The sequence below is a fragment of the Lentibacillus salinarum genome, from assembly GCF_042679865.1.
In the GTDB taxonomy this organism is placed as follows: Bacteria; Bacillota; Bacilli; order Bacillales; family Amphibacillaceae; genus Lentibacillus; species Lentibacillus salinarum.
In genome coordinates this window covers 121,369-145,491 of the sequence record NZ_JBHTNH010000003.1, presented here as the reverse complement: position 1 = coordinate 145,491, position 24,123 = coordinate 121,369, and the positions used below count along the sequence as shown (strand labels likewise).

The 24,123-nt window shown below is 39.6% G+C and carries 21 protein-coding genes and 3 pseudogenes; 15 read left to right on the top strand and 9 right to left on the bottom strand.

The window, feature by feature from the left end:
* The first annotated feature begins 3 nt into the window (after nt 1-3).
* The 5 genes from ACFQ4A_RS03965 to ACFQ4A_RS03945 all read left to right on the top strand — a co-directional run bounded on the left by ACFQ4A_RS03965 (nt 4) and on the right by ACFQ4A_RS03945 (nt 4,261).
* Nucleotides 4-798 (top strand): enoyl-CoA hydratase/isomerase family protein, encoded by a 795-nt coding sequence (locus ACFQ4A_RS03965; protein ID WP_382397800.1) that lies wholly within the window; start codon nt 4-6, stop codon nt 796-798.
* 231 nt (nt 799-1,029) lie between these two features.
* Nucleotides 1,030-1,479, top strand: a complete 450-nt coding sequence (locus ACFQ4A_RS03960) for an acyl-CoA thioesterase (protein WP_382397798.1) — start codon at nt 1,030-1,032, stop codon at nt 1,477-1,479.
* 74 nt (nt 1,480-1,553) lie between these two features.
* A complete protein-coding gene (locus ACFQ4A_RS03955) occupies nt 1,554-2,432 on the top strand; it encodes a PaaX family transcriptional regulator (protein WP_382397796.1) in 879 nt (292 codons plus the stop codon).
* A 69-nt stretch (nt 2,433-2,501) separates the two neighbouring features.
* Nucleotides 2,502-3,278: an enoyl-CoA hydratase-related protein gene (locus ACFQ4A_RS03950; protein WP_382397794.1), complete on the top strand. Its 777-nt coding sequence runs from the start codon at nt 2,502-2,504 to the stop codon at nt 3,276-3,278.
* Nucleotides 3,279-3,283: 5 nt separating this feature from the next.
* Complete coding sequence (locus tag ACFQ4A_RS03945) at nt 3,284-4,261, top strand: MBL fold metallo-hydrolase (protein ID WP_382397792.1); 978 nt, start codon at nt 3,284-3,286, stop codon at nt 4,259-4,261.
* A 154-nt stretch (nt 4,262-4,415) separates the two neighbouring features.
* Here the strand turns inward: ACFQ4A_RS03945 and ACFQ4A_RS03940 are convergent.
* The 6 genes and pseudogenes from ACFQ4A_RS03940 to ACFQ4A_RS03915 all read right to left on the bottom strand — a co-directional run.
* Nucleotides 4,416-4,589, bottom strand: a pseudogene (locus ACFQ4A_RS03940) (DUF5348 domain-containing protein); the annotation flags it as partial.
* 99 nt (nt 4,590-4,688) lie between these two features.
* On the bottom strand, nt 4,689-4,910 hold the full coding sequence (locus ACFQ4A_RS03935) for an ATP-binding protein (protein ID WP_382397790.1): 222 nt from the start codon (nt 4,908-4,910) through the stop codon (nt 4,689-4,691).
* A 2-nt stretch (nt 4,911-4,912) separates the two neighbouring features.
* Nucleotides 4,913-5,224, bottom strand: a pseudogene (locus ACFQ4A_RS03930) (ATP-binding protein); the annotation flags it as partial.
* A gap of 527 nt (nt 5,225-5,751) precedes the next feature.
* Nucleotides 5,752-5,895: a hypothetical protein gene (locus ACFQ4A_RS03925; RefSeq protein ID WP_382397788.1), complete on the bottom strand. Its 144-nt coding sequence runs from the start codon at nt 5,893-5,895 to the stop codon at nt 5,752-5,754.
* Nucleotides 5,896-6,319: 424 nt separating this feature from the next.
* Nucleotides 6,320-7,209 (bottom strand): annotated as a pseudogene (locus ACFQ4A_RS03920) (transposase).
* A 245-nt stretch (nt 7,210-7,454) separates the two neighbouring features.
* Complete coding sequence (locus tag ACFQ4A_RS03915) at nt 7,455-9,062, bottom strand: IS1634 family transposase (RefSeq protein ID WP_382397786.1); 1,608 nt, start codon at nt 9,060-9,062, stop codon at nt 7,455-7,457.
* 881 nt (nt 9,063-9,943) lie between these two features.
* Here ACFQ4A_RS03915 and ACFQ4A_RS03910 point away from each other — a divergent pair.
* Nucleotides 9,944-10,600, top strand: a complete 657-nt coding sequence (locus ACFQ4A_RS03910) for a cysteine hydrolase family protein (protein ID WP_382397784.1) — start codon at nt 9,944-9,946, stop codon at nt 10,598-10,600.
* Between the two features lie 592 nt (nt 10,601-11,192).
* Here the strand turns inward: ACFQ4A_RS03910 and ACFQ4A_RS03905 are convergent.
* From ACFQ4A_RS03905 to ACFQ4A_RS03895, 3 genes are all read right to left on the bottom strand, one after another.
* Entirely contained in the window at nt 11,193-11,468 is a 276-nt protein-coding gene (locus tag ACFQ4A_RS03905) for an IS3 family transposase (protein WP_382397782.1), read from the bottom strand.
* A gap of 224 nt (nt 11,469-11,692) precedes the next feature.
* Nucleotides 11,693-12,157 carry an IS3 family transposase gene (locus ACFQ4A_RS03900; protein ID WP_382397780.1) on the bottom strand — a complete coding sequence of 155 codons (465 nt, stop codon included), beginning with the start codon at nt 12,155-12,157 and terminating at the stop codon, nt 11,693-11,695.
* Between the two features lie 7 nt (nt 12,158-12,164).
* Entirely contained in the window at nt 12,165-12,368 is a 204-nt protein-coding gene (locus ACFQ4A_RS03895; RefSeq protein ID WP_382397778.1) for a hypothetical protein, read from the bottom strand.
* Between the two features lie 610 nt (nt 12,369-12,978).
* Between ACFQ4A_RS03895 and ACFQ4A_RS03890 the strand changes: the two genes are divergently transcribed.
* The 9 genes from ACFQ4A_RS03890 (at nt 12,979) to ACFQ4A_RS03855 (ending at nt 24,111) form a co-directional block, all read left to right on the top strand.
* On the top strand, nt 12,979-14,754 hold the full coding sequence (locus ACFQ4A_RS03890) for an adenine deaminase C-terminal domain-containing protein (protein WP_382397776.1): 1,776 nt from the start codon (nt 12,979-12,981) through the stop codon (nt 14,752-14,754).
* A gap of 304 nt (nt 14,755-15,058) precedes the next feature.
* A complete protein-coding gene (locus ACFQ4A_RS18945; RefSeq protein WP_449280303.1) occupies nt 15,059-15,211 on the top strand; it encodes a PaaD-like zinc ribbon domain-containing protein in 153 nt (50 codons plus the stop codon).
* Nucleotides 15,212-15,226: 15 nt separating this feature from the next.
* Entirely contained in the window at nt 15,227-16,081 is an 855-nt protein-coding gene (locus ACFQ4A_RS03885; protein WP_382397774.1) for a 3-hydroxyacyl-CoA dehydrogenase family protein, read from the top strand.
* Complete coding sequence (locus ACFQ4A_RS03880) at nt 16,074-16,829, top strand: 3-hydroxyacyl-CoA dehydrogenase family protein (protein WP_382397772.1); 756 nt, start codon at nt 16,074-16,076, stop codon at nt 16,827-16,829. The genes ACFQ4A_RS03885 and ACFQ4A_RS03880 overlap by 8 nt, the downstream gene beginning before the upstream one ends.
* Complete coding sequence (locus tag ACFQ4A_RS03875; RefSeq protein ID WP_382397770.1) at nt 16,826-18,022, top strand: thiolase family protein; 1,197 nt, start codon at nt 16,826-16,828, stop codon at nt 18,020-18,022. Before ACFQ4A_RS03880 ends, ACFQ4A_RS03875 begins: the two co-directional genes overlap by 4 nt.
* Nucleotides 18,023-18,034: 12 nt before the next feature.
* Entirely contained in the window at nt 18,035-19,555 is a 1,521-nt protein-coding gene (locus ACFQ4A_RS03870) for an aldehyde dehydrogenase family protein (RefSeq protein ID WP_382397768.1), read from the top strand.
* A 54-nt stretch (nt 19,556-19,609) separates the two neighbouring features.
* A complete protein-coding gene (locus ACFQ4A_RS03865; RefSeq protein WP_382397766.1) occupies nt 19,610-20,404 on the top strand; it encodes an enoyl-CoA hydratase/isomerase family protein in 795 nt (264 codons plus the stop codon).
* A gap of 457 nt (nt 20,405-20,861) precedes the next feature.
* A complete protein-coding gene (locus tag ACFQ4A_RS03860) occupies nt 20,862-22,448 on the top strand; it encodes a benzoate-CoA ligase family protein (protein ID WP_382397764.1) in 1,587 nt (528 codons plus the stop codon).
* A gap of 448 nt (nt 22,449-22,896) precedes the next feature.
* Complete coding sequence (locus ACFQ4A_RS03855; RefSeq protein WP_382397762.1) at nt 22,897-24,111, top strand: ABC transporter substrate-binding protein; 1,215 nt, start codon at nt 22,897-22,899, stop codon at nt 24,109-24,111.
* The last annotated feature ends 12 nt before the right edge of the window (nt 24,112-24,123 follow it).

The following is a 24,123-nucleotide window of genomic DNA, read 5'->3' as shown; positions in this document are numbered from 1 at the left end:
AGAATGACCACAACAACTGAAAACAAACAACTGACAGTTACAAAAGCAGACGGGGTAGCGGAGGTTCATATTCATGTTAACAAAACGAACGCATATGACTTGGAATATTATCAGGAGCTAAATGCAGCCATTGATGACATCCGCTTTGACGAGGATATCAAGGTAGCCATCCTAATGAGCGATATGCCGAAGTTCTTCTCGGCAGGGGCTAACGTCCAGTTTCTGAAAAATTCGGATCCAAAATTTAAAACGCAATTCTGTCTGTACTGTAATGAAACATTGGATAAAATTGCGCGTTCACCTCAAGTGTGGATCGCCTGCCTGGAAGGTCATACAGTAGGTGGCGGTTTGGAAATGGCACTTGCATGTGACATGCGTTTCATGGGTGATGAAGCAGGGAAAATTGGCTTGCCGGAAATCGGGCTTGGTGTATTGGCAGGAACGGGTGGTACACAGCGTTTGGCACGTCAAGTTGGCCACTCCAAAGCACTCGACATGAACCTGACTGGAGAGGCTATTAGCCCGCAGGAAGCACATGACATTAAGCTGGTAGACCGTCTTTATCCGCAAGCAGAAATTCGCGAAAAAACACAGGAGTATGCGCAGAAGATTGTCAATAGTGCCTCCTATGCCGCTAGTAACATTAAGCTATCGATTATGAACGGAAAAGAAATGCCATTAAATGCCGCCATTCGCTATGAAGGTGAACTACAAAATCTATTGTTCCGTTCTGATGACGCACAAGAGGGACTTCAATCATTCCTGGATAAGCGTGAGGCTCAGTGGACTGGAAAGTAATTAGGGTGAATATCCATCGTTTGAATAGCGATATCGAAAAACGATATCGCTATTTTTAAAGATCTATAGATGCGGGAAAAAGATAAGGAAATTGTGGAAAGGAATAAGTATCCATGGTTGTTCATTAATCGGTATTTAACCAAATAAAGTGGATAAAATTCCGGCTTTTAGAGGGAATTGAAGGTCACGCCATCTATTAACATGAATTTTAGCCAGAGTAGGAGGCAATTTATGAGAAAAAACAGTATCAATTTACGTGTGAATTGGGGAGATACAGATAAAGCAGGAATTGTTTATTATCCGAATTTCTTTAAATGGTTTGATATAGCTGGTCACCAATTTTTTCGGGATTGCAATATTTCTCCGGCCTATCTGGAAAAAGAACATAATACCATTGTAGCACTTCTTGACGCTCAATGTACTTTTGAAAACCCCATACTGTATGATGACATTATTACCATTCATACAGAGGTAGAGAAGTTAACAAGCAAAACAATAAAATTCCGTCATATCATTGCCAGAGGTGAGACAGTAATGGGACGTGGCTATGAAATAAGGGGCTGGGTAAAACAGTCAGAACATGGGATAAAAACAGAACATATACCTGACAATATTAGACAAGTATTAGAGGAAGATAAACATACAACTGATAGTGATCAAAGACCAATGTTAAATGCTTAAAGGTAAACACAATGAAAAACAGATTAGGATGTGATAAAATAGCCACATCATTATAAAATGGATGGTGCAAAAACGTGAAACCAAGATCACTAATGTTTACGTTATTTGGAGAATATATTCAACATTATGATGGAGAAATATGGGTTGGTAGTTTAGTTCAGCTAATGAACAGGTTTGGTATATCGGAATCCTCTGTGCGTGGGGCAATTTTCAGGATGGTAAAGCAAAATTACTTAAAAACAAGAAAAGTGAAGAATAAAAGTTATTATTCTCTTACAGATGAAGGTAAACGAAATGTCATTGATGGTGTACATAGAGTTTATACGTCGAGAAACTTTATGTGGGATAAGAAATGGCGAATACTAACTTATTCTTTTCCTGAAGAAAAAAGGGAATTAAGAAACCAAATAAGAAAAGAATTAAACTGGTTGGGTTTTGGATTAATCTCAAATAGTACATGGATTAACCCTAATCCAGTCGAAAAGCAAGTGAAAAATCTAATACACACATATGAGTTGGAAGATAATGTCACTTTTTTGACTTCATCGGAGATCGTTTCCCCATCCACAGAAAAAATTATAAATAAAGGTTGGGATCTGAAAAGGATATCCAAACAATATAATTTTTTCATTGATAGTTATATAGACAAATTAGAAAAATTAAGGGAAAAAGCATTTAACGATCAATTGACAAATGAGTTATGTTTTATAGAAAGGACTTCGCTCGTCCATGAATTTAGAAAGTTTTTATTTGAAGATCCTGGATTCCCTATCGATTTGCAACCTTCCTATTGGTCAGGAACAAAAGCTTATGAACTTTTTGGAGAAATTCATCAACTACTTGCACTACCTGCTGTCCGTTTTTTCGACTCAACTTTTAAGGGACCACCCGATCAAGAAATAACGCCAAACCGTCATCAGGCTATCAACCCATTCCCAAGTGCCTATTCTTAATGGAAATAGGGATCCTTTCCCTATGTCTTTTATTTCAAAAAAAGTATGATTAGCAGGAAAGGTGAGGTAATGGAACATATAAAAGTAAAAATTGATAATTACATTGCTGAAATAACAATCGACCGGCCGGAACAGTTGAACACCTTTAATTACCAGGCATTAGTCGAATTAGCTGATGTATTAGAAGATATCAAACTTTCCAAGGATGTACGGGTCGTTATGATTACTGGTGCAGGAGATAAGGCTTTTAGTGCCGGGGCAGATTTAAAAGAGAGAAGAACATTATCGGAGAAAGAAGTCAAAAGAAATGTAAACAAGATAAGAGACGTCTTCATCACACTGGAAGAGTTGCCACAACCTTCTATTGCGGCAATCAACGGTTATGCCCTTGGTGGTGGCTTTGAATTAACTCTGGCTTGTGATTTCCGTATCGCAGCAGAGGATGCAGTAGTAGGCCTTCCTGAAGTAAGCTGGGCAATTGTTCCTGGGGGTGGAGGCACCCAAAGACTAACCCGATTGATAGGTATCTCTAGAGCAAAAGAGTGGATTCTGACTGCCAGAAGATTTAAAGCGGAAGAAGCCGTTGTTTCCGGCGTGATTAATAAAGCGGTTCCAAGGGATGATTTATTGAATGAAGTTAATTCCCTTGCTGAAGAAATTTTAGGCAATGGTCCACTCGCAGTTGCTCAGGCAAAATATGCCATTAATAATGGTGCGAATGCTGATACGTATACTGGCTTGAAAATAGAGTCACAAGCGTATGATCGGATCATTCCGACTTCTGACAGGGTTGAAGCGCTGGAGGCTTTTAAGGAAAAAAGAGCCCCTGTGTTTAAAGGGGAATAAGTATAATGGAAAAAGAGCACCTGTCAAGATTAATTCGCTTGAAAGAGGGGATCCACCGCATCGGTATTCCTGTACCGTTTCCGGTGAAATATGTTTATTGTTATTTAATGGAAAATGAATCCGGTTACACGTTAGTCGATACTGGACTTAATTATAAGAAAGCGAAAGCAGCCTGGGAAGAAGTTTTTGAGGAACTTGCTATTAAGCCGGATGACATCCATACCATTATAATTACCCATTTTCATCCGGATCATTCCGGACTTGCCGGATGGATGCAGGAAAAAACAAATGCAAATGTATGGATGAGTGATACAGACCGCAAAATGTTTCAATTAGCATTTATGAAAAATGATATCCAGGCCATTGATGTGAATAAACTTCTATCCAATCATGGAGTAAATGAAGAGCTTCGAAAGGCGATCTTGAATAACTTAGAAAATATCACCGAAAGAGTACAACCCTATGCGACAGTGAATTCGATTACCAAAAAAAATTGGAATTTGGACGGACGGGCTTGGCGAATCCTTGAAACACCAGGGCATAGTCAGGGACATCTTTGTTTCTATCAGGAAGATGAAAATATTTTACTAGCTGGTGACATGATACTGGATAAGATAACACCAAATATCAGTCTTTGGCCTGGCGGAAGTGATCGACCACTCGAGGATTACCTGAACTCCCTAAAAGATTTGAAACAGTTGTCTATATCACGGGCTTGGCCAGGCCATGGTGGGATCATTGATGAGGTGAACAAGAGAATCGATGAATTAATCGAGCATCACGAGAACCGGTTAAATAAAATTGCCGATTTGGCGACCCAAAAATCAGGATCTGAAATTGCAGGTGAGCTTTTTGCTGAAAAAGAATTAAATGCCCATCAATGGCGCTTTGCCATTTCGGAAACGCTGGCCCATCTGGAATACTTGGTTGATCAAGAAAAAATCAATCGAATAGCGTCTAACCCTATCTTATATACAAAATAACTTCTTATAGGCCACTGTTGTTAAGGAAAATTTTATAATATAGCCGGTTTACTTTTTTAGAGTATAGCCAGAATTTTGGTGAAGGAGGTGGGTTAACCCACCTCCTTCACCAAAATTTCGCCGCCGGCTGGCGGGTTGGCTGTGGGCACCTTTCCTATAAATTAATCAGGTATTGGTTATTCTCCCGTAAATCAAAACGTGCATCTCCCATAATGACATACCACTTGTCTGCTAATTCCAGTCGACAGGGAATGGATTTTAACCCAATGTATAGTTCAAAACTTTCTCCGCAATGGAGGGCGTATTCCCTTCCCAGCAGCTCAACTAACCACTGATCTTGATCCTAGTCATAATGCATACTGTACTTGATAATCATAGCCCCCCGTTTCTGCTTTTGACGGTACAACACCCGCTTGGATCTTTTCTTTCAGACGGTAGGAGTAGCCCCTGATGTTGTAAATAAACAGAACTGGTGCAGAAGTCTGTCCAGAATAGCCGTTGCCAATATGGAACTGCCAAGCATATCTCCCCATTCACTATCAGATTTATTGGTAATAATGAGGGAGCCTTCCTCATGCCGTTTAGAGACCACCTGAAACATGATTTGGGCACTGGTGGCATCAAATGGAGCGTATCCAATCTCGTCCATAATTAGAATGGTAGGCCGCGCTTATTGTCGCAGGAACTTTTTGACTTGATTGAGCTCCGTAGCCCCTTTGCGGCTTCGATAAAGTCATCAGCCCGGATCAACAGGGCTGTTTCTCCTTGATCAATGGCTTCCAGGGCAATGGCGACGGCCAAATTAGTTTTTCCTACCCCAGGAGGTCCCAGAAGTAAAATATTGTTCCCATCCCGATAAAAAGAACGCGAAATAAGATCACGAATACGTTTTTCACTGACACTGGTTTGAATTGTAAAATCAAACTCTGTTATGAATTTCACAAGTGGAAATTTTGCTTTTTTGACTCTTTGAGTCCAAGATGCCTCTTTTTAAAAACCTTCTTCATGTTAAAGAATCGTGCTTAAAAATTCGGTATATGTTATACTTTTACTAGAAGCCTGTTCCAAGATGGTGTCGAGGTCTTGAACCACCGACTTCCACCCAAGCTGTAAACATCGTTCATACAGGTCATCTATTGCTTACATAAATCGGATTCCTCCTTTAAATTCTCGTAATAGTCGAGGGATCGAACTTCTACATCCGGGGCTTTCTGAACTTGTGGGGAGGTCGCCTAACCCATATCTCCTTCGTCAGGAGTTCCTTTTATTTTTGGTAGATGTTCAGGCCGGTAAACAACGGTTTTTTCCGATTGGTATCAACTACATAATCCGTGACTTTATGCTCGTGATCCCATACTCCAAAGGTATCCCTATCTGTCCAACGAATTCGAACCTCTTTTAATGATGGTTGGCCCGGAACGGAATATCTTTTGGATTTGATCAAGATATAACCGTCATGTACGATGTGCTTTTCCCATTTTTGTAACGGTTTAAGATTTAATTCCTGTAATTGGCTGTAATTTGTCCTGTTCCTTTTTAAAACGCTCATCAGGTGCTACGCCAGTCGTTTGATTGGGCTTGTGATTTGCCGCCGTTCGAAGCCATTCCAAAGCATCTTCGTTCCAGGCATCCAAAGAAGGTTCATGCTTCCGCTGCAGGAAATTGTTCTGGACGTATTTTACCGAGTATTCAACTTTTCCCTTTGTCCGGGGTTTTCCAGGCTTACAATGGACCAAGCTTATTTTACATGCCTTTTTTTGAAAACTACATGAAAATGGTATCCACTCTCTGAAATCTCACCTATTTCGAATCAATTTCATAATTGCTCTTTTTAAAAACACAAAGACCTGCAGAATATTTAAAAGTGATTTTTTAAAAAAGCTATTCGCTGTGATTGTTGTTATTCAGCCGCAGTCCAAATACACTTCGCTTTCCGCGGGCGAGTGGCAAGCCTCCTCGGGCATACGCCCTGTGGGGTCTTGCCTATCTCTTGCCTCCCGCTGGAGTCTACGTGTATTCGGACTGCTTAGCGCGTTCTTTTCTATCAAAAAGCAATGGTTAAGCAGCCTGTTGTTGGTTTAGTTCTTCGTTGATACGGTCTGCAGCTAATTCTGAAGCATTATACATCAAGGTAACGATAGCAAAATGAACTTTGGCGCGTTTTTCTGTACGATTACGAACATTGCCCAGCTGAAAAAATTCCTTTAAATACGCATTGACACGCTCGACTGCCGAACGACGTTTGTAGATGTCATCCCAAGCTTTGGAACCCCGGGCCGGCGCTGTGTATCGTCTGAGATCTTTGGTGATTTTCATCGTGAACACTTTTTGGCATATGTCTTCATTGGCTAAAGGGCAGTCTATGCATTCCTTCGGGCTCGTGTACTTCAGTGTTTTATATTTGGCATCGTAACTATCATAACGATACGAATGTTCACGGAAACACGTCGGGGCAAAATGTTTGTCGAAACCAATCGGTTCCGATTCATTGCGTTTGTTATAGGCAATAATGGATTGCTGCCCCATTTGATACACTTGCTCATAAATCGGTTCAAAATCATAACCGGCATCCATCGTTTGATAACGTAAGTCCGAAAGAGGCAAGCATTCATCAATTCCATTCAGTAATGGAATAGCGGCTTTTCCGTCGTTCATATTTCCTGACGAAAAAAGAGACTGTAAAATATATTGACTCGATGCACCAACCGCCAGATGGCCTTTATAGCCAAACCAGAATTCGTTTTTGCCTTCACTGTTCTTCTTGAAATGGAAATAATCATTGCTGCATAATTTAGCTCTTCAGGCGCGCCAAGTCGTGATTTTTTGGCAACTTCATGATGAATGGCATCCAAATCAATTGCGGAAATGATGGCCTCATATTTTTGGGTAGGTTCCATTTCGTAAAGTTCTTGGATGCCAAATAAGCTCGGTTGTCGTATAATGGTCATGGGAAGTATTCCTCCAGTCTTTTTGGGATGTTTTAGTCAACTACCATTATACAAGATTTGGGGAGGTACTTCCTTTTTTACGTTTGCGAGTCCTTGCGAGATAAGGGCTAAGAATTATGAAATTCACTCATTTCCAGTAAATTTTTAACAATTCCATAATTTTCACTTCGGAAACTCCGAGAGTATGATTATAATCTATAACGGTTGAAAAGTGGCGATACTTTAAAACCTGGATTCCCGCCTACTCATAACGAGGTAGGCGGGGTAACACCTAATTTTCCATAAATCTCTTTTTGCTTGCTAAGAAGTTCGCCAATACGCGGTTCTTTCCCTGGCGCTTCAAAGTATTCTATAACATCCAGTTGATCCAGCACGCTCTGTAACGTATATTTTTTTAATAAATCGGTATCTTGCATTTGTTTTTTGATATAAAAAAGATAGATGAGCGCCACAAACTCCACAAAAAGTTTCCCATCAAGACTCTGTTCGGATGATACCAGTGTGCGGCGCATGTTCAGCCGTTCCTTCAGATTCCCGAACGCTTTTTCAACAACGTCCTTATTGCGGTAAAGCTCCAATGCAGCGATGGCGCCCATCGTTTCATTGGTCATCAGCGCAAAATATCCAAAATATCGCTTGGCTTTGTTGACAGCCTCTTCTTTGACGGTGACTTTTGTCCCGCGTTTCGGTGTGGTTTTTGTCTCAAAATACGTTTGATACTGCTTTTCATGTTCCGGGAGCCTTTTCCCTGATTCCAATTCACGACGCAGGTTGATTAACTTGCGGTCAAATGCTTTTTCATCCTCCGCGGCCCGGTCAATATTGTAATAAAAGTGAATGTACATACGCCTGGACTGTGTCAGGGCGTCTCCTTTATAAGGACGTTGCTGCGTATAATGCCACGTTGTCCGGACCGTGCGGGCATATAACTCGTATTTCTCACTGTAGTGTTCAAACGATCGAAAGCCGTCATAGATGGCATCCAGTTCTTTCCGGACGAAAGTAAGAGACATTTTAACGGAGACCAGGAACTTCAGATGGTTTTTCAATAAAGCGTTGATATTTTCCTGACTGTAGAAGCCTCTGTCCATGACCAGCTTCACCTTGGAGAAGCCAAGCATATCCAAATCAGCAAGCAGTTTTCTGACGGTCTTGGAATCCGGGATATTACCGGCCAGTTTGCGATAATAAAACGGCAGGTTGGATGTTTCGCCGAACACCAACGCCAGGTTTAGCTGAGGCAGTGGATCGTTTTCTTTATTCCTGCCGTATTGGACCTGTCTCAAAAGTTCAGACTGGCTGGATATGGTGGTGATATCATAGGCCCAAAATTCCTTTTCCGTCCGCCGTTTTCCCTGCAGCTGGAAGAACTTATACTTCGCGTCTTCGGTGATGGACGCGAACAGGTCGCTGCTTCGCTGAGACGTGATGTTTTGACCGTAAGGATGTTTATGTAAATGACTCCATTTTTCAAAACGGTAGAGCGGAGCGTTGTCCTCCAGAACCAGATAGTATGCGATGGATAGAATCTGGCGGTACGTGTCGGGAAAACACGCTTTCAGATCTTCTGTAATCCCGGTATTGGCACCGATTTCATCCAGAAGATAAGTGGCACCGTAGAAATAACGTGACGTTTGCACAGATGGAACAGGACCCCTTTTTGTCACGGTATGCTCCTCATTACTTTTCCGTCCTCTTCCGTCTGTCGAGACAATTTCCCCGGTATTATGGTCAACCCGTCCAATTAAGGTCCTTTTAGATCGGGATTGCTGCTTGTCCTTATCCCAGTATGAAATGGACTCATACGCATAGGTGATCCCTGATCGCTTATCTGTTTGATAGACGATAGCCATTTTTTCGCCTCCTCGTTATGTATATTGTAACACATAACGAGTATAAAAACAATAAAAAATGGGCATGAAGCCCAATATTATCGGATTTTCACCCGATTTATCGTTATGTGATGGCGGGAATCCAGGTTAAAAAGTTATTCCGGATATATTCGTAATTTTACACTCGTCTGTAACAGTGCCGCGGAGCGTAACGCAATAGAAGGGAAATTTGGAGAAGAAAAGCACCATTATGGAATGGGGTTTATTTTCGCCTTCAGCAAACAAGAGAAACGGTCATGCAATTATGAAAGTGAAGCGCAGACTCAGCCTTCTTTTTTGACATTTTTTCGAACGACTTTTTTGGAATTTCTGTAAAATCCATATGGGCTGTTTGAGAATCGTACAGAATTCCCTACTTATAGGGACTATCATTAACATTCTGTAAAATCTTTAAAATTAAAATTTTCTTGACTTACTATATATAATTAATTTATACTCTAATTAAGTCAAAATATTCATTTTATTAGGATGATTCATTATTGGATAATAATGCAGAATATTAGGATTTATTGCTTTGCCAAAATAAGTCACTTGATTTTTGAAAGAATTTATATAGGGAAAATCAGGTATTACTGCTTATTTTGGGATCTAGGTCAATAGGATGGAAACAAAAAATTAAGACTCTAGAATGGTATACATTATTGGATACAGAAAGTCTAAGTTGTGTAAGTAAGTTACTTACTTCAGGTACCCAATTTCACGCTGGGGATTGCCCGCCGATATACCAAGTCTATATAGTTCGGCATTTGTTTGTTTAAATTCTTTGTTTAGACAGACACTTCCTCCAATAGGGGCAGATAGTCACAATTAATACTATTATAATATAAAGGGAGTTGTTTCTATTGTTGAAGTTCGATATTGTTGATATGAAAAAAGTAGCTATTATGGTGATTGATATGGAAAATGATTTTGTAAGACCAGGTAGTTCAATGTTTGTACAAATGGCTAATGATATGTTACCTAATGTAAAAAAATTGCTAGATGCTTGTAGAAAAGAAGGTGCTACCGTTATCTATACCACTCATGTGCATGGAAAAGATCGCGGAGATATGGGAACAATGGAAGCAATATGGGAACCAATCAGGGAGCAGACGGCCTTAGTGGATAATACAGAAGGAATAGAAATATATGAAGAAATTATGCCAAAAGAAAGAGATTTAGTTATTAAAAAACATCGATATAGTGCATTTTACAATACGGACTTAGAGACCCAACTCCGCAATAGAGGAGTTGAAACATTAATAATCACTGGTACAGTTACAAACATGTGCTGCGAAGCTACAGCGAGAGATGCCCAACATCGAGATTATCAAGTGATTTTTGTATCGGATGCAACAGGTACCATGGATCACCCCGGCTTCGGCACTGGTCCTATGACTGCGGGTGAAGTACAAAAAGCAACATTAACAAGCTTAGCCATGTGTACGGCAGAAGTTGCTTCAAGCGAAGAGGTTTTAAAGAAAATTGAAGCCACAGGGTTAAAAGAGTCACTACCATAAATCCTACTTTAAAGACATGGATATATTCTGAAACCAATAACTAAGGTAGGCAATTGATTCTAGCCCGAAGTGCTACTTATATACACAACTTTAAGCAATGTTCCAGGTCTATTTTCCTTGAAAAAGCGCGAAATGTAAGAATTAGCCTCGTTTTTTTGGTTCAGGTTTTGGTGAAATAGTAGCCAATAAATACTTCCCTGTCTGGTTATTGGTTGTGGTGACTATATTTTACTAGATCGGGATGTATTTTTGTTTGATTTTAATATTATTTTGCGAAAGACCCCAGTCATATCAACGGTTTTCTTATGTTTTTAAGTGAGAAAGTTGGGTTATATAAATATAAAATCATAAAGTAAGGGGGAAAAATTTATAATGCTAATGATTGAACCTAAATCGGGTCTGTCAGTAATAGTGAACCGGCTTAACCCCTCAAATTTGGACAATTACACTCTTAATCTAACTCATACTTAAAATTCTTTAGTTTTTCATTGATTATCTCTTTCTTTTGTCCCTTTCAAGATAATAGCCAATGCTTCTATTCCATCAAGGGTAAAGGCTTTGCCCTTCGCTTACGCTCAGCCCTTGATTCCATTCAAGAATTGGCTGATTTTAGGGCAGGGACAAAACGAAGAAAAAATGGAATGGGGGGGTAAACCCGGATGTCTTTGATCCCAGTCTTGCCACTTTTTTGCAGCTCATAAAATTCTTTTGGAGTCAGGCCCAGAATACTTGAATGAATGCGTCGATTGTTATAAAAATCCATGAATTCTATAATGGCCTTGTATGCTTCCCCATATGTTTCAAACTCACAGCCTGAGAGACAGTTATCTTCCAGAATGCGATGAAATGACTCGATATGAGCATTCATATTTGGCGTTTAGGTGGAATCCTTTTATGTTCCATCTCATAGGCCTCACACGACTTTTCAAACGTATTTGAAATAAACTGTGGACCATTATCCGTTCGAATCACGGGCTTTTCCTGGTGTTCAAATTGTTGCCTTTTCAACAGTGCCCTGTTCAGGGCTGCACGATATTTTCGGCTGTGCATTCAAGTCCAACATGGTAGTCAATAATGAATCTGTCATAAATATCAATAAGCGAACAGATGAAGAAAATCGGTTTTCTTCTTGAATATAGCCATATTTGATATCAGCCTCCCAAAGCTGATTGGATGCTGTGATAACACGATTTCGTACCAATTTTTCCTTGGATGTTTGATCCGTTTCCTTCTCTGTGGGCATAGAATACCCAGTTCTTTACATAGACGATACACCTTCTTTTTATTGATTTGAAGCTTGTAAATACGCCGGAGCATTTTAGTCAGTTTACGATAGCCGAAATTACTGTACTCGCCGGCTATAAGCTCTAATAAAAACTCTTTTATTTGTTCGTCGGGGACTTTTTCCCCGTCTTCATCAGTTGAGTAGTCTGGTGCCGGTCGTCCCTCACTTACTTTTTTCTCTTCCACCCGGTAATGTTTACGATAATAATAGGTGGAATGAGGTATGTCGACTATTTTTAATATTAGCGAATCGTATAGCCCTTCTGAATCCATTTATCGGCTACTTCAATTTTTTCAGCAAGTAAGGGTTTTTCTTTTTTATAAGATCTCGCAATACGGCAATTTCAAGATCTTTTTCGCCCAAAAGCTGTTTTAATTGGTCATTTTCACTGGAAAGCTGTTTCGTATCAAGATCGGGTACTGATGTGACATCTGCATCACGAAATTTGCCACTTTTGTATTCACGAACCCAGCGTCCCACCATATTTGGATTAACCCCCGAAATTTGGACAACTCTTTCAATGCTCGCTTTATTTGGTAAATTCAAATAATGATATAAAGTATTTTTAGCGGACTATTTTTATAAAATTAGCTCGAAGAATTTTTATTCTTCATTGCTGACTGTGTTTGAATTAACTTTTTCTAGGTATAACTTTCAAAGAAATTCGTAAACAGCCATAAAGTAATTCGTGTAGGTAACAAAATGCTTTTCAGAATTTTTGGGCTGCCGGTCCATAGTGGTTTTCATCGTGGTCCACAACCTAATTATAGGAGGAGTGGATGCTCCTGATGGGAACACTAAAGCAGATTGATCTCTTGTCTGCTTCTTTGTAGCTCGTAAATTTAGTGGACAAGGGTTGTTGCCAAATACGGCTACTTTCTACCATTACATCTACTATCAACTTCAGTATCTGCATCGTTCAATCATCAATGTAACAAAATAGATAAACGATACATGGGGTATGAATCTGACTTCATCTTAGATTCCATTTTATTTTACTCAATAATTTGAAAATAATCAAAATAAATTATATAATAATTAACGACCGTCATAGAAAGATAATGAAATTAATTTAGGGATGGGAGAGATAATAATGAAATGGAGAGTCTCGCAAAATGAATTAATTGAAGTAGCACAGGGGCGTCAAGATGCTGATTTATACATAAAAGACGGAACTGTGATTAATGTTTATTCCGGGGAGTTCCTAAAGCAAAATATTGCTGTGTATAAAGATGGTATTGCTTATGTCGGGGAAGATGAGTCACCAATTGGGGAGCACACCGATGTTATTGATGCAAAAGGAAAGTATATTTCACCGGGATTTATTGAAACGCATTCACATCCATGGGTATTTTATAATCCCGTCAGTCAGACTGAGAAAGTTTTACCGCTCGGAACAACGACATCTGTTAATGATAACCTGTTTTTTTATTTAGATATGGGCGCTGAAAAGTTTAAGGAATTATTGATTGATTTACGAGAGTTACCAGGTAATTTTCTTTGGTTAGTACGGTTAATTTCTCAATCTGATTATCCTGGGGAACGGGACTGGTTTAATCAAGAAGATGTAAGAGATCTTCTTCAATTGGATGACGTTGCAGGATCAGCTGAAGTAACCCGCTGGCCATTATTGTATAAATCGGATCCTTTTTTACTGGATACGGTTGATGTTGTAAAAAATATGGGGAAAGTGGTTGACGGTCATAACGCAGGTTGTTCTTATGAAAAATTGAATTCCATTGCGGCATCGGGTGTGATGGCATGTCATGAAGCGATAAAAGCGGATGAAGCCATTAATCGACTACGACTTGGTTTGTGGACAGTGCTTCGTAACAGTTCCTTAAGACCGGATTTATCAGAAGTGTCTAAGATTATAACGGAGGGGAAAGTGGATACGAGCCGTGTCCTGATGACAACAGACGGGCCACATCCAAGTTTTATTGATAAAGAAGGCTTTGCAGATGGACTTGTCCGTCAAGCGGTTGAACTCGGTATACCAGTAATGACTGCTGTTCAAATGGTCACGATAAATGCGGCGACTTATTTACGGATGGATAACAGCCTCGGCGGTATTGCACCGGGTAAGAAAGCTGATCTCTTAATTTTACCTGATCTGGTTAATTTTCGTCCGGAATTGGTTATTTCGAATGGTGAGATTGTTGCAGAACATGGACAATTAAAAGCAAGCTTACCTGAAATTAATTGGACAGAGTATAAATTAGACGATGCCTTTAAGATTCCAAAATCAGTACTGGAAAACCCTGATCATTATGTATTTCCGCAAGCAGATACGGATGAAAAGGTACCTGTTATTCATTTCTTAAGTAATGTTATCACTAAACGAAAAGATATTGAGCTTCCAATTGTTGATGGGTATGCGGATATTCATGGACATGAAGGACTTGTTTATGTTGCATTAATCGACAGAAAAAAAGGAGATTGGATGACAAGGGGAGTAATGGAAGGTTTTGCTGTCAATTTAGATGGTATGGCCTCCACTTATAATACAACAACGGAATTACTGGTAGCTGGGAGGAATCCGGACGCAATGGCGAAAGCTGCTGCACGTGTACATGAACTGGGAGGTGGCGTTGTCATTGTGGATGGTGACGCCATTGTATTGGAAATTCCCTTACCATTAACTGGAATGATGGTAACCGATGCATCATTTGATGTGGCCCTTAAAAGCCACGACAAATTGTTAAAGTACATGCAGGAACGTGGATTCCCTTTCCATGATATTCTTTACACACTGCTATTCTTAACGTGTGACTTTCTCCCTGGGTTACGTATCACACCATTTGGGTTGTACGATGTGAAGAAAGATGACATTGTTGTTCAATCCACATCTTTACCGGTTTACAAATAAAATATGTATCATCCCCATCTGAAAACAGGTGGGGAATTATTTGTTAGTCATAATCACAGATTTTTTTGGAATTATCTTATGCTTATAAATAATTCGATTATAAAAAATGATTTAAATCTATTGACTTCTACGAACGGATAATATATATTATTATATATAGACGAAAGTAAATAAAACATAATATCAATGTCCTTTTTAGATAACAAATTGAATCAGAGGGAGAGAGAGTTTCTCAGGGAAGAAATAGAAGTTTAAAAAACCTGGGATGTATATGACAGCGCTACCAATCAGTGAGGTGGTTTAAATGGCAACAGGCGTCGATACCGTGAAATGTCCATTTTGTTCATCAGACGATGTCAATAAGATAGCCCCTTTTGGGACAGCTCAGCTTGTAAGCCAGTATTATTGTAATCAATGTAAAAGTGTTTTTGAATATGTTCGGTGGAGAGATGAATAGAGTGAGGTATCAAATATGCCAATAAATAAAGTGGGTGTCATGGGTTCAGGTACAATGGGATCAGGGATCGTCCAATTAATATTGCAAAATGGATTTCCTGCGATTATGTATGATATCAACGAAGATATCTTGGAGAAAGGCAAAAATTCCATTGTCAAAAGGCTTAATCGTCTGCATGAAAAAGGACGACTTACCTTGAAAGAATTAAACAGTGCCAAATCCAACTTGACACTGTCTACGGAAATGAAAGATTTAAACGTTTGTGATCTGATTATAGAAGCAGTACCTGAAAAACTGGAGTTAAAGAAGAATGTACTTGAGGAAGCTTCCACTATATGTAAGGATCATGCAATATTAGCTACAAATACATCCTCATTATCTGTTACACAAATATCTACGTCAGTTGAAAAAACGGAACATTTCATCGGAATGCATTTTTTCAATCCTGCACCACTTATGCCATTAGTTGAAGTTGTAAAAGGGGTGAAAACAACATCTTCCACAATAGAACTGGTGATGGAATTTGCGAAACAGTTACATAAGACGCCCGTTTTATGCGAGGACACCCCTGGATTTATTGTAAATCGAATTGCCCGCCCTTTTTATAATGAGGCAATTCGTATTATGAAAGATCAGATAGCTGCACCTGAACAAATTGATCGTATTATGAAGGAAGCCGGCAATTTTAAAATGGGCCCCTTTGAATTGCAGGATCTTATCGGTATTGATGTCAATTTTTCATCTACTAAGACAGTCCATGAAGGTTTTTTTGGTGAAAGTAGATTTCGGCCACATCCATATCAGGAAAGAATGGTTCAAGCAGGTTTACTGGGTCGAAAAACAAAAAAGGGGTTTTATGACTATGAATAATAAAAGTCAAATAATCATTGCTGGTCATAATTCTCTTGCAAGAACAATCTATGAAGAATGTAATCAATTGGGAGTTGCAAATGTTGACTGGAATGATTTTAGCCGGGGGAAAGATACAAATGTCGTTATTGAAACGGAAAATAGTAGTAGAGAGCATAAAAAGCAGGCCATTCAAGAGATAGAAACTTCAGTACAGGCAGAAGCGACCATTCTATCCACCTCACTTAGGATGCCAGCAACAGAGATTGCTTCATGGCTTAATAACAGTTCACGTGTGATAGGTTTTGGAGCATTTTCCACTATTAACGAGTCAGGTCTTGTGGAACTAGCGCCTGCACTTCAAACAGATATTTTCCACCTTAGATCTGCAGAAACATTTTTTGGCTATCTTGGTAAAGAGATAGAAGTTGTTGAAGATGAAGTGGGTTTAGTTTTTCCAAGAATTCTAGCTATGATTATAAACGAGGCTGCATTCGCACTGACGGGCAAAACAGCAGATGCACATGATATTGATGTAGCCATGAAAAAAGGTACCAATTATCCTTATGGTCCTTTGGAATGGGCTGAAAAAATTGGGTTAGAAGATGTTTACGCAGTCCTTCAAGGGCTTTTTGAACAATTAGGTGAAGATCGGTACAGACCGGCCCCGCTAATTAGAAAATTAATCTATGCCGGGTGGATAGGAGCAGATGTTCAAAAAGGATTTTATTACTATCAAGATCGCTTAAAAGGGGAAGTGATGAATTGAATGAAGCAGTAATCGTGGATGCGGTCAGAACCCCGATTGGAAAATTTATGGGCTCCCTTTCACAAGTGAGGCCGGATGATCTTGCTGCACATACTATCAAGACGTTAATGGAACGAAATGAACTTGACCTTTCTTTACCAGAAGATGTTTTTTTCGGTTGTGCTAATCAAGCTGGTGAGGATAATAGGAATGTTGCAAGAATGAGCTTGCTACTGGCGGGTTTACCTGAAACAGTCCCCGGGGCAACGGTTAACCGTTTATGCGGATCAGGTATGGAGGCGGTTAATCAGGCTTATGCAGCTATTAAAACAGGTCTGGGCGAAATGTACATTTCGGGAGGGACTGAAAGTATGACCAGAGCCCCCTATGTCACCATGAAGCCACAATTATCAGGTCCAAGAGGGAACCAGACCATGTATGATACAACCATCGGATGGAGGCTTGTTAATGAAAAATTAGCAGAAATATATCCACCAATCAGCCTGGGAGAAACGGCTGAGAATGTTGCCGAGAAGTATGGTGTTTCTAGAGAAGAGCAGGATGAATTTGCATTAAACAGTCAGATGAAGACAAAGCAGGCAGTGGAAAACAATCGATTTAAAGAAGAAATTGTACCTATTTCCGTTAAACAAAAGAAAGAAAAGATCGTTTTTAATCAAGATGAACATTTTCGTCCAAACGCAACTTTAGAAAAACTGGCTAAATTAAAACCTGCATTTAGAGAAAATGGTACGGTAACAGCAGGTAATTCTTCAGGGATTAATGACGGTTCAAGCGCATTACTCGTCCTAAATCAAAAGAGAGCTGAAGAGCTTGGAATAAAGCCAATGGTTCGTATTGTTTCGGCTGCTGTTGCGGGGATAGATCCTTCTTATATGGGACTTGGCCCAATACCTGCCGTTAAAAAGGCTTTAAAACGAGCAAATCTGACTGTAAAAGATTTGGATCTAATTGAGATTAATGAGGCGTTTGCTTCCCAGTCCATTGCCTGTATAAATGAACTGGGATTAGATATAAGCAAAGTTAATGTGAATGGTGGAGCTGTTGCATTGGGTCACCCGCTTGGATGTAGCGGTGCAAGAATTATGACAACCCTTGTTCATGAAATGCAAAAGCGGGATTGCCGATATGGTCTGGCCACCATGTGCATAGGGGTCGGTCAGGGAATCGCCACCATTGTTGAAAAAATCTAAGGAGGTAATAGAATGGCGGAAACAACAACACAAGCGAGACAAACAGAAATATTGGAGGACTTTTATCAGCTCTTTATAAACGGTGAAAACAAAGACAGCAGCAATGGAGAAACATTTGAAGTGGTGAATCCCGCAACAGGAGAAGTGCTTACGAAAGTATCCAAGGGCACACGAGAAGATGCGGATGCGGCTGTTGAAGCTGCCAGAACAGCATTTGAAACTGGCAGATGGCCAAGGCAAAATGAAGCAAAACGTGCAAGGTTGTTAAATAAAATTGCTGCCGGTATGCGTAAACGTTTCAATGAACTGGTTGATGCCGAGGTATTAAATACAGGAAAGACTGTTGAGGCTGCCCAGGGACAAATTATGCAGGCGGTACAGGACTTCGAATATTATGCAGGTGTCATCACCACGCTTGGTGGAAAAACAAATCCAATGCCAAATGGTTTCTTTAACTATACATTAAAAGAACCGGTTGGTGTCTGTGCACAAATTATTCCATGGAATTATCCTTTAATGATGGCTGCATGGAAAGTTGCCCCAGCTCTTGCTGCTGGATGTACGGTTATTTTGAAACCTGCCAGTTATACACCAATTACAGCGTATATGCTTGCTGATATTTGTAAGGAAGCAGGTGTTCCAGATGGTGTTGTAAATGTGCTAACTGGAAGTGGCTCAGACATTGGTTCTTATTTAACTGAACACCCTAAGGTAGACAAAGTGGCCTTTACTGGTGAAACAGAGACAGGAAAGGATATTATGGCAAAAGCTTCCCAGACGTTGAAAAGAGTAACGTTGGAGCTTGGGGGTAAATCTCCAAATCTGGTATTCAATGATAGTAATATTGATAATGCAGTAGAAGGGTCATTGTATGGAATTTTCTACAATACTGGTCAATCCTGTGAAGCTAGATCCAGACTGTTTGTCCAGGAAGATATTTACGATGAATTTATGGAGAAGTTTTTGAAAAAAGCTGCGAAATTAAATGTAGGCGATCCATTCGATGACAATACACATATGGGTGCAGTTATTTCAAAGAGTCAGGAAAGTGTTATTGACGACTATGTACAACTGGCAAAAGAAGAGGGCGGTGAAATTCTCTTCGGAGGAAAACGGCCTGAAGGTGAAGAATATGGCAATGGATTTTGGTATGAACCTACCATTATCGGGAATGTATCCAATGATATGCGTATTGCCCAGGAAGAAATCTTTGGACCGGTCGTGGTTGTTATGACATTTAAGGATGAGAAAGAAGCCATTAAACTCGCGAATGATACACAGTTTGGTCTTGGATCAGCAATATGGACAAACGATAATGCAAGAGCAGTCAGAGTATCTAAAGGGATAAAAGCAGGGATCGTAATGGTTAATCAGCATATTTCAGCTTTCCCTGGATCACCTTTTGGGGGATATAAGCAATCAGGGTTTGGACGAGAACTTGGTGAAGAAACCTTGGATCTTTATATGGAAACAAAAAGTGTTATTTCTTATATTGGTGAACGCCCATTGCATCCATTTGGGGACTTATCTTAGATGGATCAATGTGTGAATAAATAAATTTATATTATATAAGAGGAGGATCTTAGTATGACCACAGCAACTGAAAACAAACAACTGACAGTTACAAAAGCAGACGGGGTAGCGGAGGTTCATATTCATGTTAACAAAACGAACGCATATGATTTGGAATATTACCAGGAGCTAAATGCAGCCATTGATGACATCCGCTTTGACGAGGATATCAAGGTAGCCATCCTAATGAGCGATATGCCGAAGTTTTTCTCGGCAGGGGCTAACGTCCAGTTTCTGAAAAATTCGGATCCAAAATTTAAAACGCAATTCTGCCTGTACTGTAATGAAACATTGGATAAAATTGCGCGTTCACCTCAAGTGTGGATCGCCTGCCTGGAAGGTCATACAGTAGGTGGCGGTCTGGAAATGGCACTTGCATGTGACATGCGTTTCATGGGCGATGAAGCAGGAAAAATTGGCTTGCCGGAAATCGGGCTTGGTGTATTGGCAGGAACGGGTGGTACACAGCGTTTGGCGCGTCAAATTGGCCATTCCAAAGCACTCGACATGAACCTGACTGGAGAGGCTATTAGTCCGCAGGAAGCACATGACATAAAGCTGGTAGACCGTCTATATCCGCAAGCAGAAATTCGCGAAAAAACACAGGAGTATGCGCAGAAGATTGTCAATAGTGCCTCCTATGCCGCTAGTAACATTAAGCTATCGATTATGAATGGAAAAGAAATGCCATTAAATGCCGCCATTCGCTATGAAGGTGAACTACAAAATCTATTGTTCCGTTCTGATGACGCACAAGAGGGACTTCAATCATTCTTGGATAAGCGTGAGGCTCAGTGGACTGGCAAGTAAGCCTTTAAACACTACTTAAACGGAGAAGTATTGTCTTTTAACACTATAAACATAGTGTGAAAATTGAAAAAGGCAATACTTCCCGATTATTTTTACTTACCATATTCTGAATAGGGTTAATATTATCATTATAGAGATGGATGATGACTGATTTTGATATAGATGTGTCCGCGAAATGGGTCCCAAGATAACAGACAACGTGCTTTATTGTAGAGAGCTTTGAAAGGGTTTTCTTAAGGACAATTTAACTTGAAGGCGGACAAAAAGGCTAAAACATTTCTTGATAAACGTAAACGCGGGTGGACTGCAACGCAAGCTTTAAAAGATTGAATAAAACGGAGAAGTATTGTCTTTTAACACTATAAACATAGTGCAAATGTAGAAAAAATAGTACATCCAATTATTTTTAACCTTATATTTATAATAATTATAATTTTAATGAAATGGAGGGATAGTGATGAGTGATTATTACAACTCTGTCAGCAACATAGGTACCCCTTATAACACTACAGTAAGATTTATTGACGAAAATATTGAAAAAGGATTTGGAGAGAAAACAGCGATTTATTTTGAAGACAACCAAATCACTTATTCAAAATTGAAACAAAAAGTGGATCAATTTGGAAGCGCTTTATATGCTGCTGACATAAAACATGAAAATAGAGTCATTCTGCTTTTACATGACTCGCCTGAACTTGTTTATTCTTTTTACGGATCTATAAAAATTGGAGCAGTTCCCATCCCTCTTAATACATTAGGAACGTCCGATGATTATATTTATTATCTAAATCACAGCAGGGCTAAGGTATTAGTCGTTCACGAAGATCTCTGGGAAAAAATAAAAGATGTTCGACAAGAATTTGCGTATGTAGAGCATGTCGTTGTCGTGTCGGATGAAGAAAGCTCTTCAGAAGGTACCATCGGCTTTAATGATTTTATAAAAGATAGCCCTTCGAATCTAAAGGCGTTTCATTCAACAAAAGATGACCATGCATTCTGGTTGTATACTTCAGGCAGTACAGGGAGACCTAAAGGGGTTATACACTCACAGGACAGTATGGAATATGCCTTGGAAAACTATGCTAAAAAAATACTTGGTATTACAGAGAATGATGTAACCCTTTCCGCTTCTAAATTGTTTTTTGCTTATGGATTGGGAAATGGAATGTACTTTCCTCTAGGTGTGGGGGCAAGCACGGTGCTCTTGAAGGATAAACCAACACCTGAACTTATTTTTGAAGCGATCGAAAAATATAAGCCAAGTATATTTTTTGGTGTTCCAACATTGTATGGTGCCATGCTTGATTTTCAAAACAGGAGTGAAAGAAACTATGATCTTTCGTCTATCAGGCTTTGCGTATCTGCAGGGGAAAACCTCCCAGCCACTTTTGTTTCAAAGTGGAAGGAACAATTTGATTTAGATATTTTAGATGGAATTGGATCATCCGAGGCACTCCATATTTATTTGTCGAATACGCCAGATAATATTAAACCCGGGAGCACGGGTAGAATAGTTCCTGGGTATGAAGCTAAAATTGTCAACGAGAATTTTGAAACATTGGGAGAAAATGAAGTAGGCGAACTTGTCATTAAAGGAGATAGTATACTTACAGGCTACTGGTCTAATAACAGTGAGAATAAAAAAAGAATACATGGAGAATGGATGAGGACCGGAGATCAATATTCGAGGGATGAGGATGGATTTTTTTGGTACCACGGTAGGACAGATGACATGATGAAGGTAGGAGGGATATGGGTATCCCCTATTGAAGTGGAGAGTGTTCTAATAGACCATGAAGATGTATTGGAAGTCGCGGTAGTAGGTGATGAGGTTGAAAATAGGCTTATAAAACCAAAAGCATATGTTGTATTGAAAGAAGGCGTTAAAGGTGATGAAGAAAAAGAAAGTGAATTAAAAAATTATGTCAGAAGCAATCTTGCAAAATATAAATATCCAAGGGAAATAACCTTTATGGATGAACTGCCAAAAACATCGTCCGGAAAAATACAACGATTTAAATTAAAATCACCTGTAAAGGTCTAAACAGATGTCATATTATAACCCACTTGATTTTTTGCTTTCGCGTTGACTTTTATGCAGATGAAATTGCCATTTTCGGAACCGTATGCACGGTAGTGAGAGAGGTGGGGGTTAGTCATCCCCCCCCCAACTCATTTCAGTGCTATTTTAATACTAATAAATGGTATCACATCAGCACCCACACTAAATGTTTACTGGACGCTTTTTCAATAATAATAATTTTGTCAATTTCACTTGTCATAATTAAAGGAGGCTAAAATTAAAAATGTAAGCGCTATCTACCCTAAAAATAGTAAAAAAGTTGTATGAAAAGAGCATCAGAATAAAAACGCAGGATTGGAAGGGGAATATTAATATTTATTGGCAAATTTGACAACAGCTTCAATGATACAGTCCGCGGTAAAGGAGCCCTAAAAAATAGGTACAAACCTAATAAACAAGGAGGAAAATCATGCTAAAACGTTTATTTTTGATTTCTGGAACATTTTTTTTGGTTATTATTTTAGCCGCATGTGGTGGAGCTGCAATTGAATCGACATCAGATGAGGGAGAAGCGGATAGTGGGGATAGTGATGAAGCAGTTAAAATTGGAGCTATTTTACCATTTTCTGGAGTTTATGCAGCGCTTGGGGAAGATTTAAGAGATGGGATGAACTTGTATTTTGATAGTATTGATTGGGAAGCAGGAGGTAGAGAGATTGAAATGATTGAAGAGGATACGGAAGCGGATCCTCAAGTAGCTCTCAGGAAAACGAGGAAACTAATGGATCAAAACGATGTTGACTTCCTAACTGGTGCTGTTAGTACTGCCGTTGCCTATGCTATCCGTGATGAAGTGGATGAAAATAAATTACCATATGTGGCCTCCCATGCGGGTGGAAATGATTTAACCAGGGAACAGCGCAGTGATTATATTTGGAGAACTTCATTCTCTTCATGGCAAATCGGAAACTCTATGGGAGAATGGGTATATGAAAACATTGGAGACAGAATTTATGTGACTGCGGCAGATTATGCCTTTGGCCGTGAAGCGTCGGCTGCATTTATCGAATCCTATACCGAAGCAGGTGGGGAAGTCGTAGGTGAGGTGTATCCGCCGCTTGAAAATAACGATTATGCGTCTTATTTAACAACAATAAGTAATGAAGACGTGGATGGCGTGTATGGGTTCTTTGCGGGCAGTGATGCTGCACGATTTGTTCAGCAGTACGATGAGTATGGATTAAAAGAGAAATTTCCTTTAATTGGTTCTACTTGGTTGGTGGCAGAAGATGTGCGTGAATCTGTCGGAGATGCAGCAGAGGGAATTTATGCATCTACGTTCTGGGATTATACACTGGAATCGGAAGAAAACAAGGCGTTTGTAGAAGCATATGAAGCTGCCTATGATCGTCGTCCAACGATAGAGTCATTGGAAGGTTATGACGCAGCACGAGTCATTGCGGACGCACTGGAAAGTTTAGAAGGGGATACATCAGATCCTGATAGGATCGTTGAAGCAATTTCGAATGCAACATTTACCAGTCCACGTGGGGAATTTAAATTTGATAAAGATACCCATCATGTTATTCAGGATATGTATATTACAGAAACCGTTTCAAATGATGAAGGAAGCGAAAACAATATTCTTCACACATTAGAGAAAGTAAAAGATCCAGGTGAATAAGAAGGGGGATTT

Excerpts from the sequence above, each read along its gene's own strand:
- ACFQ4A_RS03965 (WP_382397800.1), top strand. The coding sequence starts at position 4 with ATGACCACAACAACTGAAAACAAACAACTGACAGTTACAAAAGCAGAC.
- ACFQ4A_RS03960 (WP_382397798.1), top strand. The coding sequence starts at position 1,030 with ATGAGAAAAAACAGTATCAATTTACGTGTGAATTGGGGAGATACAGAT.
- ACFQ4A_RS03950 (WP_382397794.1), top strand. The coding sequence starts at position 2,502 with ATGGAACATATAAAAGTAAAAATTGATAATTACATTGCTGAAATAACA.
- ACFQ4A_RS03945 (WP_382397792.1), top strand. The coding sequence starts at position 3,284 with ATGGAAAAAGAGCACCTGTCAAGATTAATTCGCTTGAAAGAGGGGATC.
- ACFQ4A_RS03935 (WP_382397790.1), bottom strand. The coding sequence starts at position 4,910 with ATGGACGAGATTGGATACGCTCCATTTGATGCCACCAGTGCCCAAATC.
- ACFQ4A_RS03915 (WP_382397786.1), bottom strand. The coding sequence starts at position 9,062 with ATGGCTATCGTCTATCAAACAGATAAGCGATCAGGGATCACCTATGCG.
- ACFQ4A_RS03905 (WP_382397782.1), bottom strand. The coding sequence starts at position 11,468 with ATGAATGCTCATATCGAGTCATTTCATCGCATTCTGGAAGATAACTGT.
- ACFQ4A_RS03900 (WP_382397780.1), bottom strand. The coding sequence starts at position 12,157 with ATGGATTCAGAAGGGCTATACGATTCGCTAATATTAAAAATAGTCGAC.
- ACFQ4A_RS03895 (WP_382397778.1), bottom strand. The coding sequence starts at position 12,368 with ATGGTGGGACGCTGGGTTCGTGAATACAAAAGTGGCAAATTTCGTGAT.
- ACFQ4A_RS03890 (WP_382397776.1), top strand. The coding sequence starts at position 12,979 with ATGAAATGGAGAGTCTCGCAAAATGAATTAATTGAAGTAGCACAGGGG.
- ACFQ4A_RS18945 (WP_449280303.1), top strand. The coding sequence starts at position 15,059 with ATGGCAACAGGCGTCGATACCGTGAAATGTCCATTTTGTTCATCAGAC.
- ACFQ4A_RS03885 (WP_382397774.1), top strand. The coding sequence starts at position 15,227 with ATGCCAATAAATAAAGTGGGTGTCATGGGTTCAGGTACAATGGGATCA.
- ACFQ4A_RS03880 (WP_382397772.1), top strand. The coding sequence starts at position 16,074 with ATGAATAATAAAAGTCAAATAATCATTGCTGGTCATAATTCTCTTGCA.
- ACFQ4A_RS03870 (WP_382397768.1), top strand. The coding sequence starts at position 18,035 with ATGGCGGAAACAACAACACAAGCGAGACAAACAGAAATATTGGAGGAC.
- ACFQ4A_RS03865 (WP_382397766.1), top strand. The coding sequence starts at position 19,610 with ATGACCACAGCAACTGAAAACAAACAACTGACAGTTACAAAAGCAGAC.
- ACFQ4A_RS03860 (WP_382397764.1), top strand. The coding sequence starts at position 20,862 with ATGAGTGATTATTACAACTCTGTCAGCAACATAGGTACCCCTTATAAC.
- ACFQ4A_RS03855 (WP_382397762.1), top strand. The coding sequence starts at position 22,897 with ATGCTAAAACGTTTATTTTTGATTTCTGGAACATTTTTTTTGGTTATT.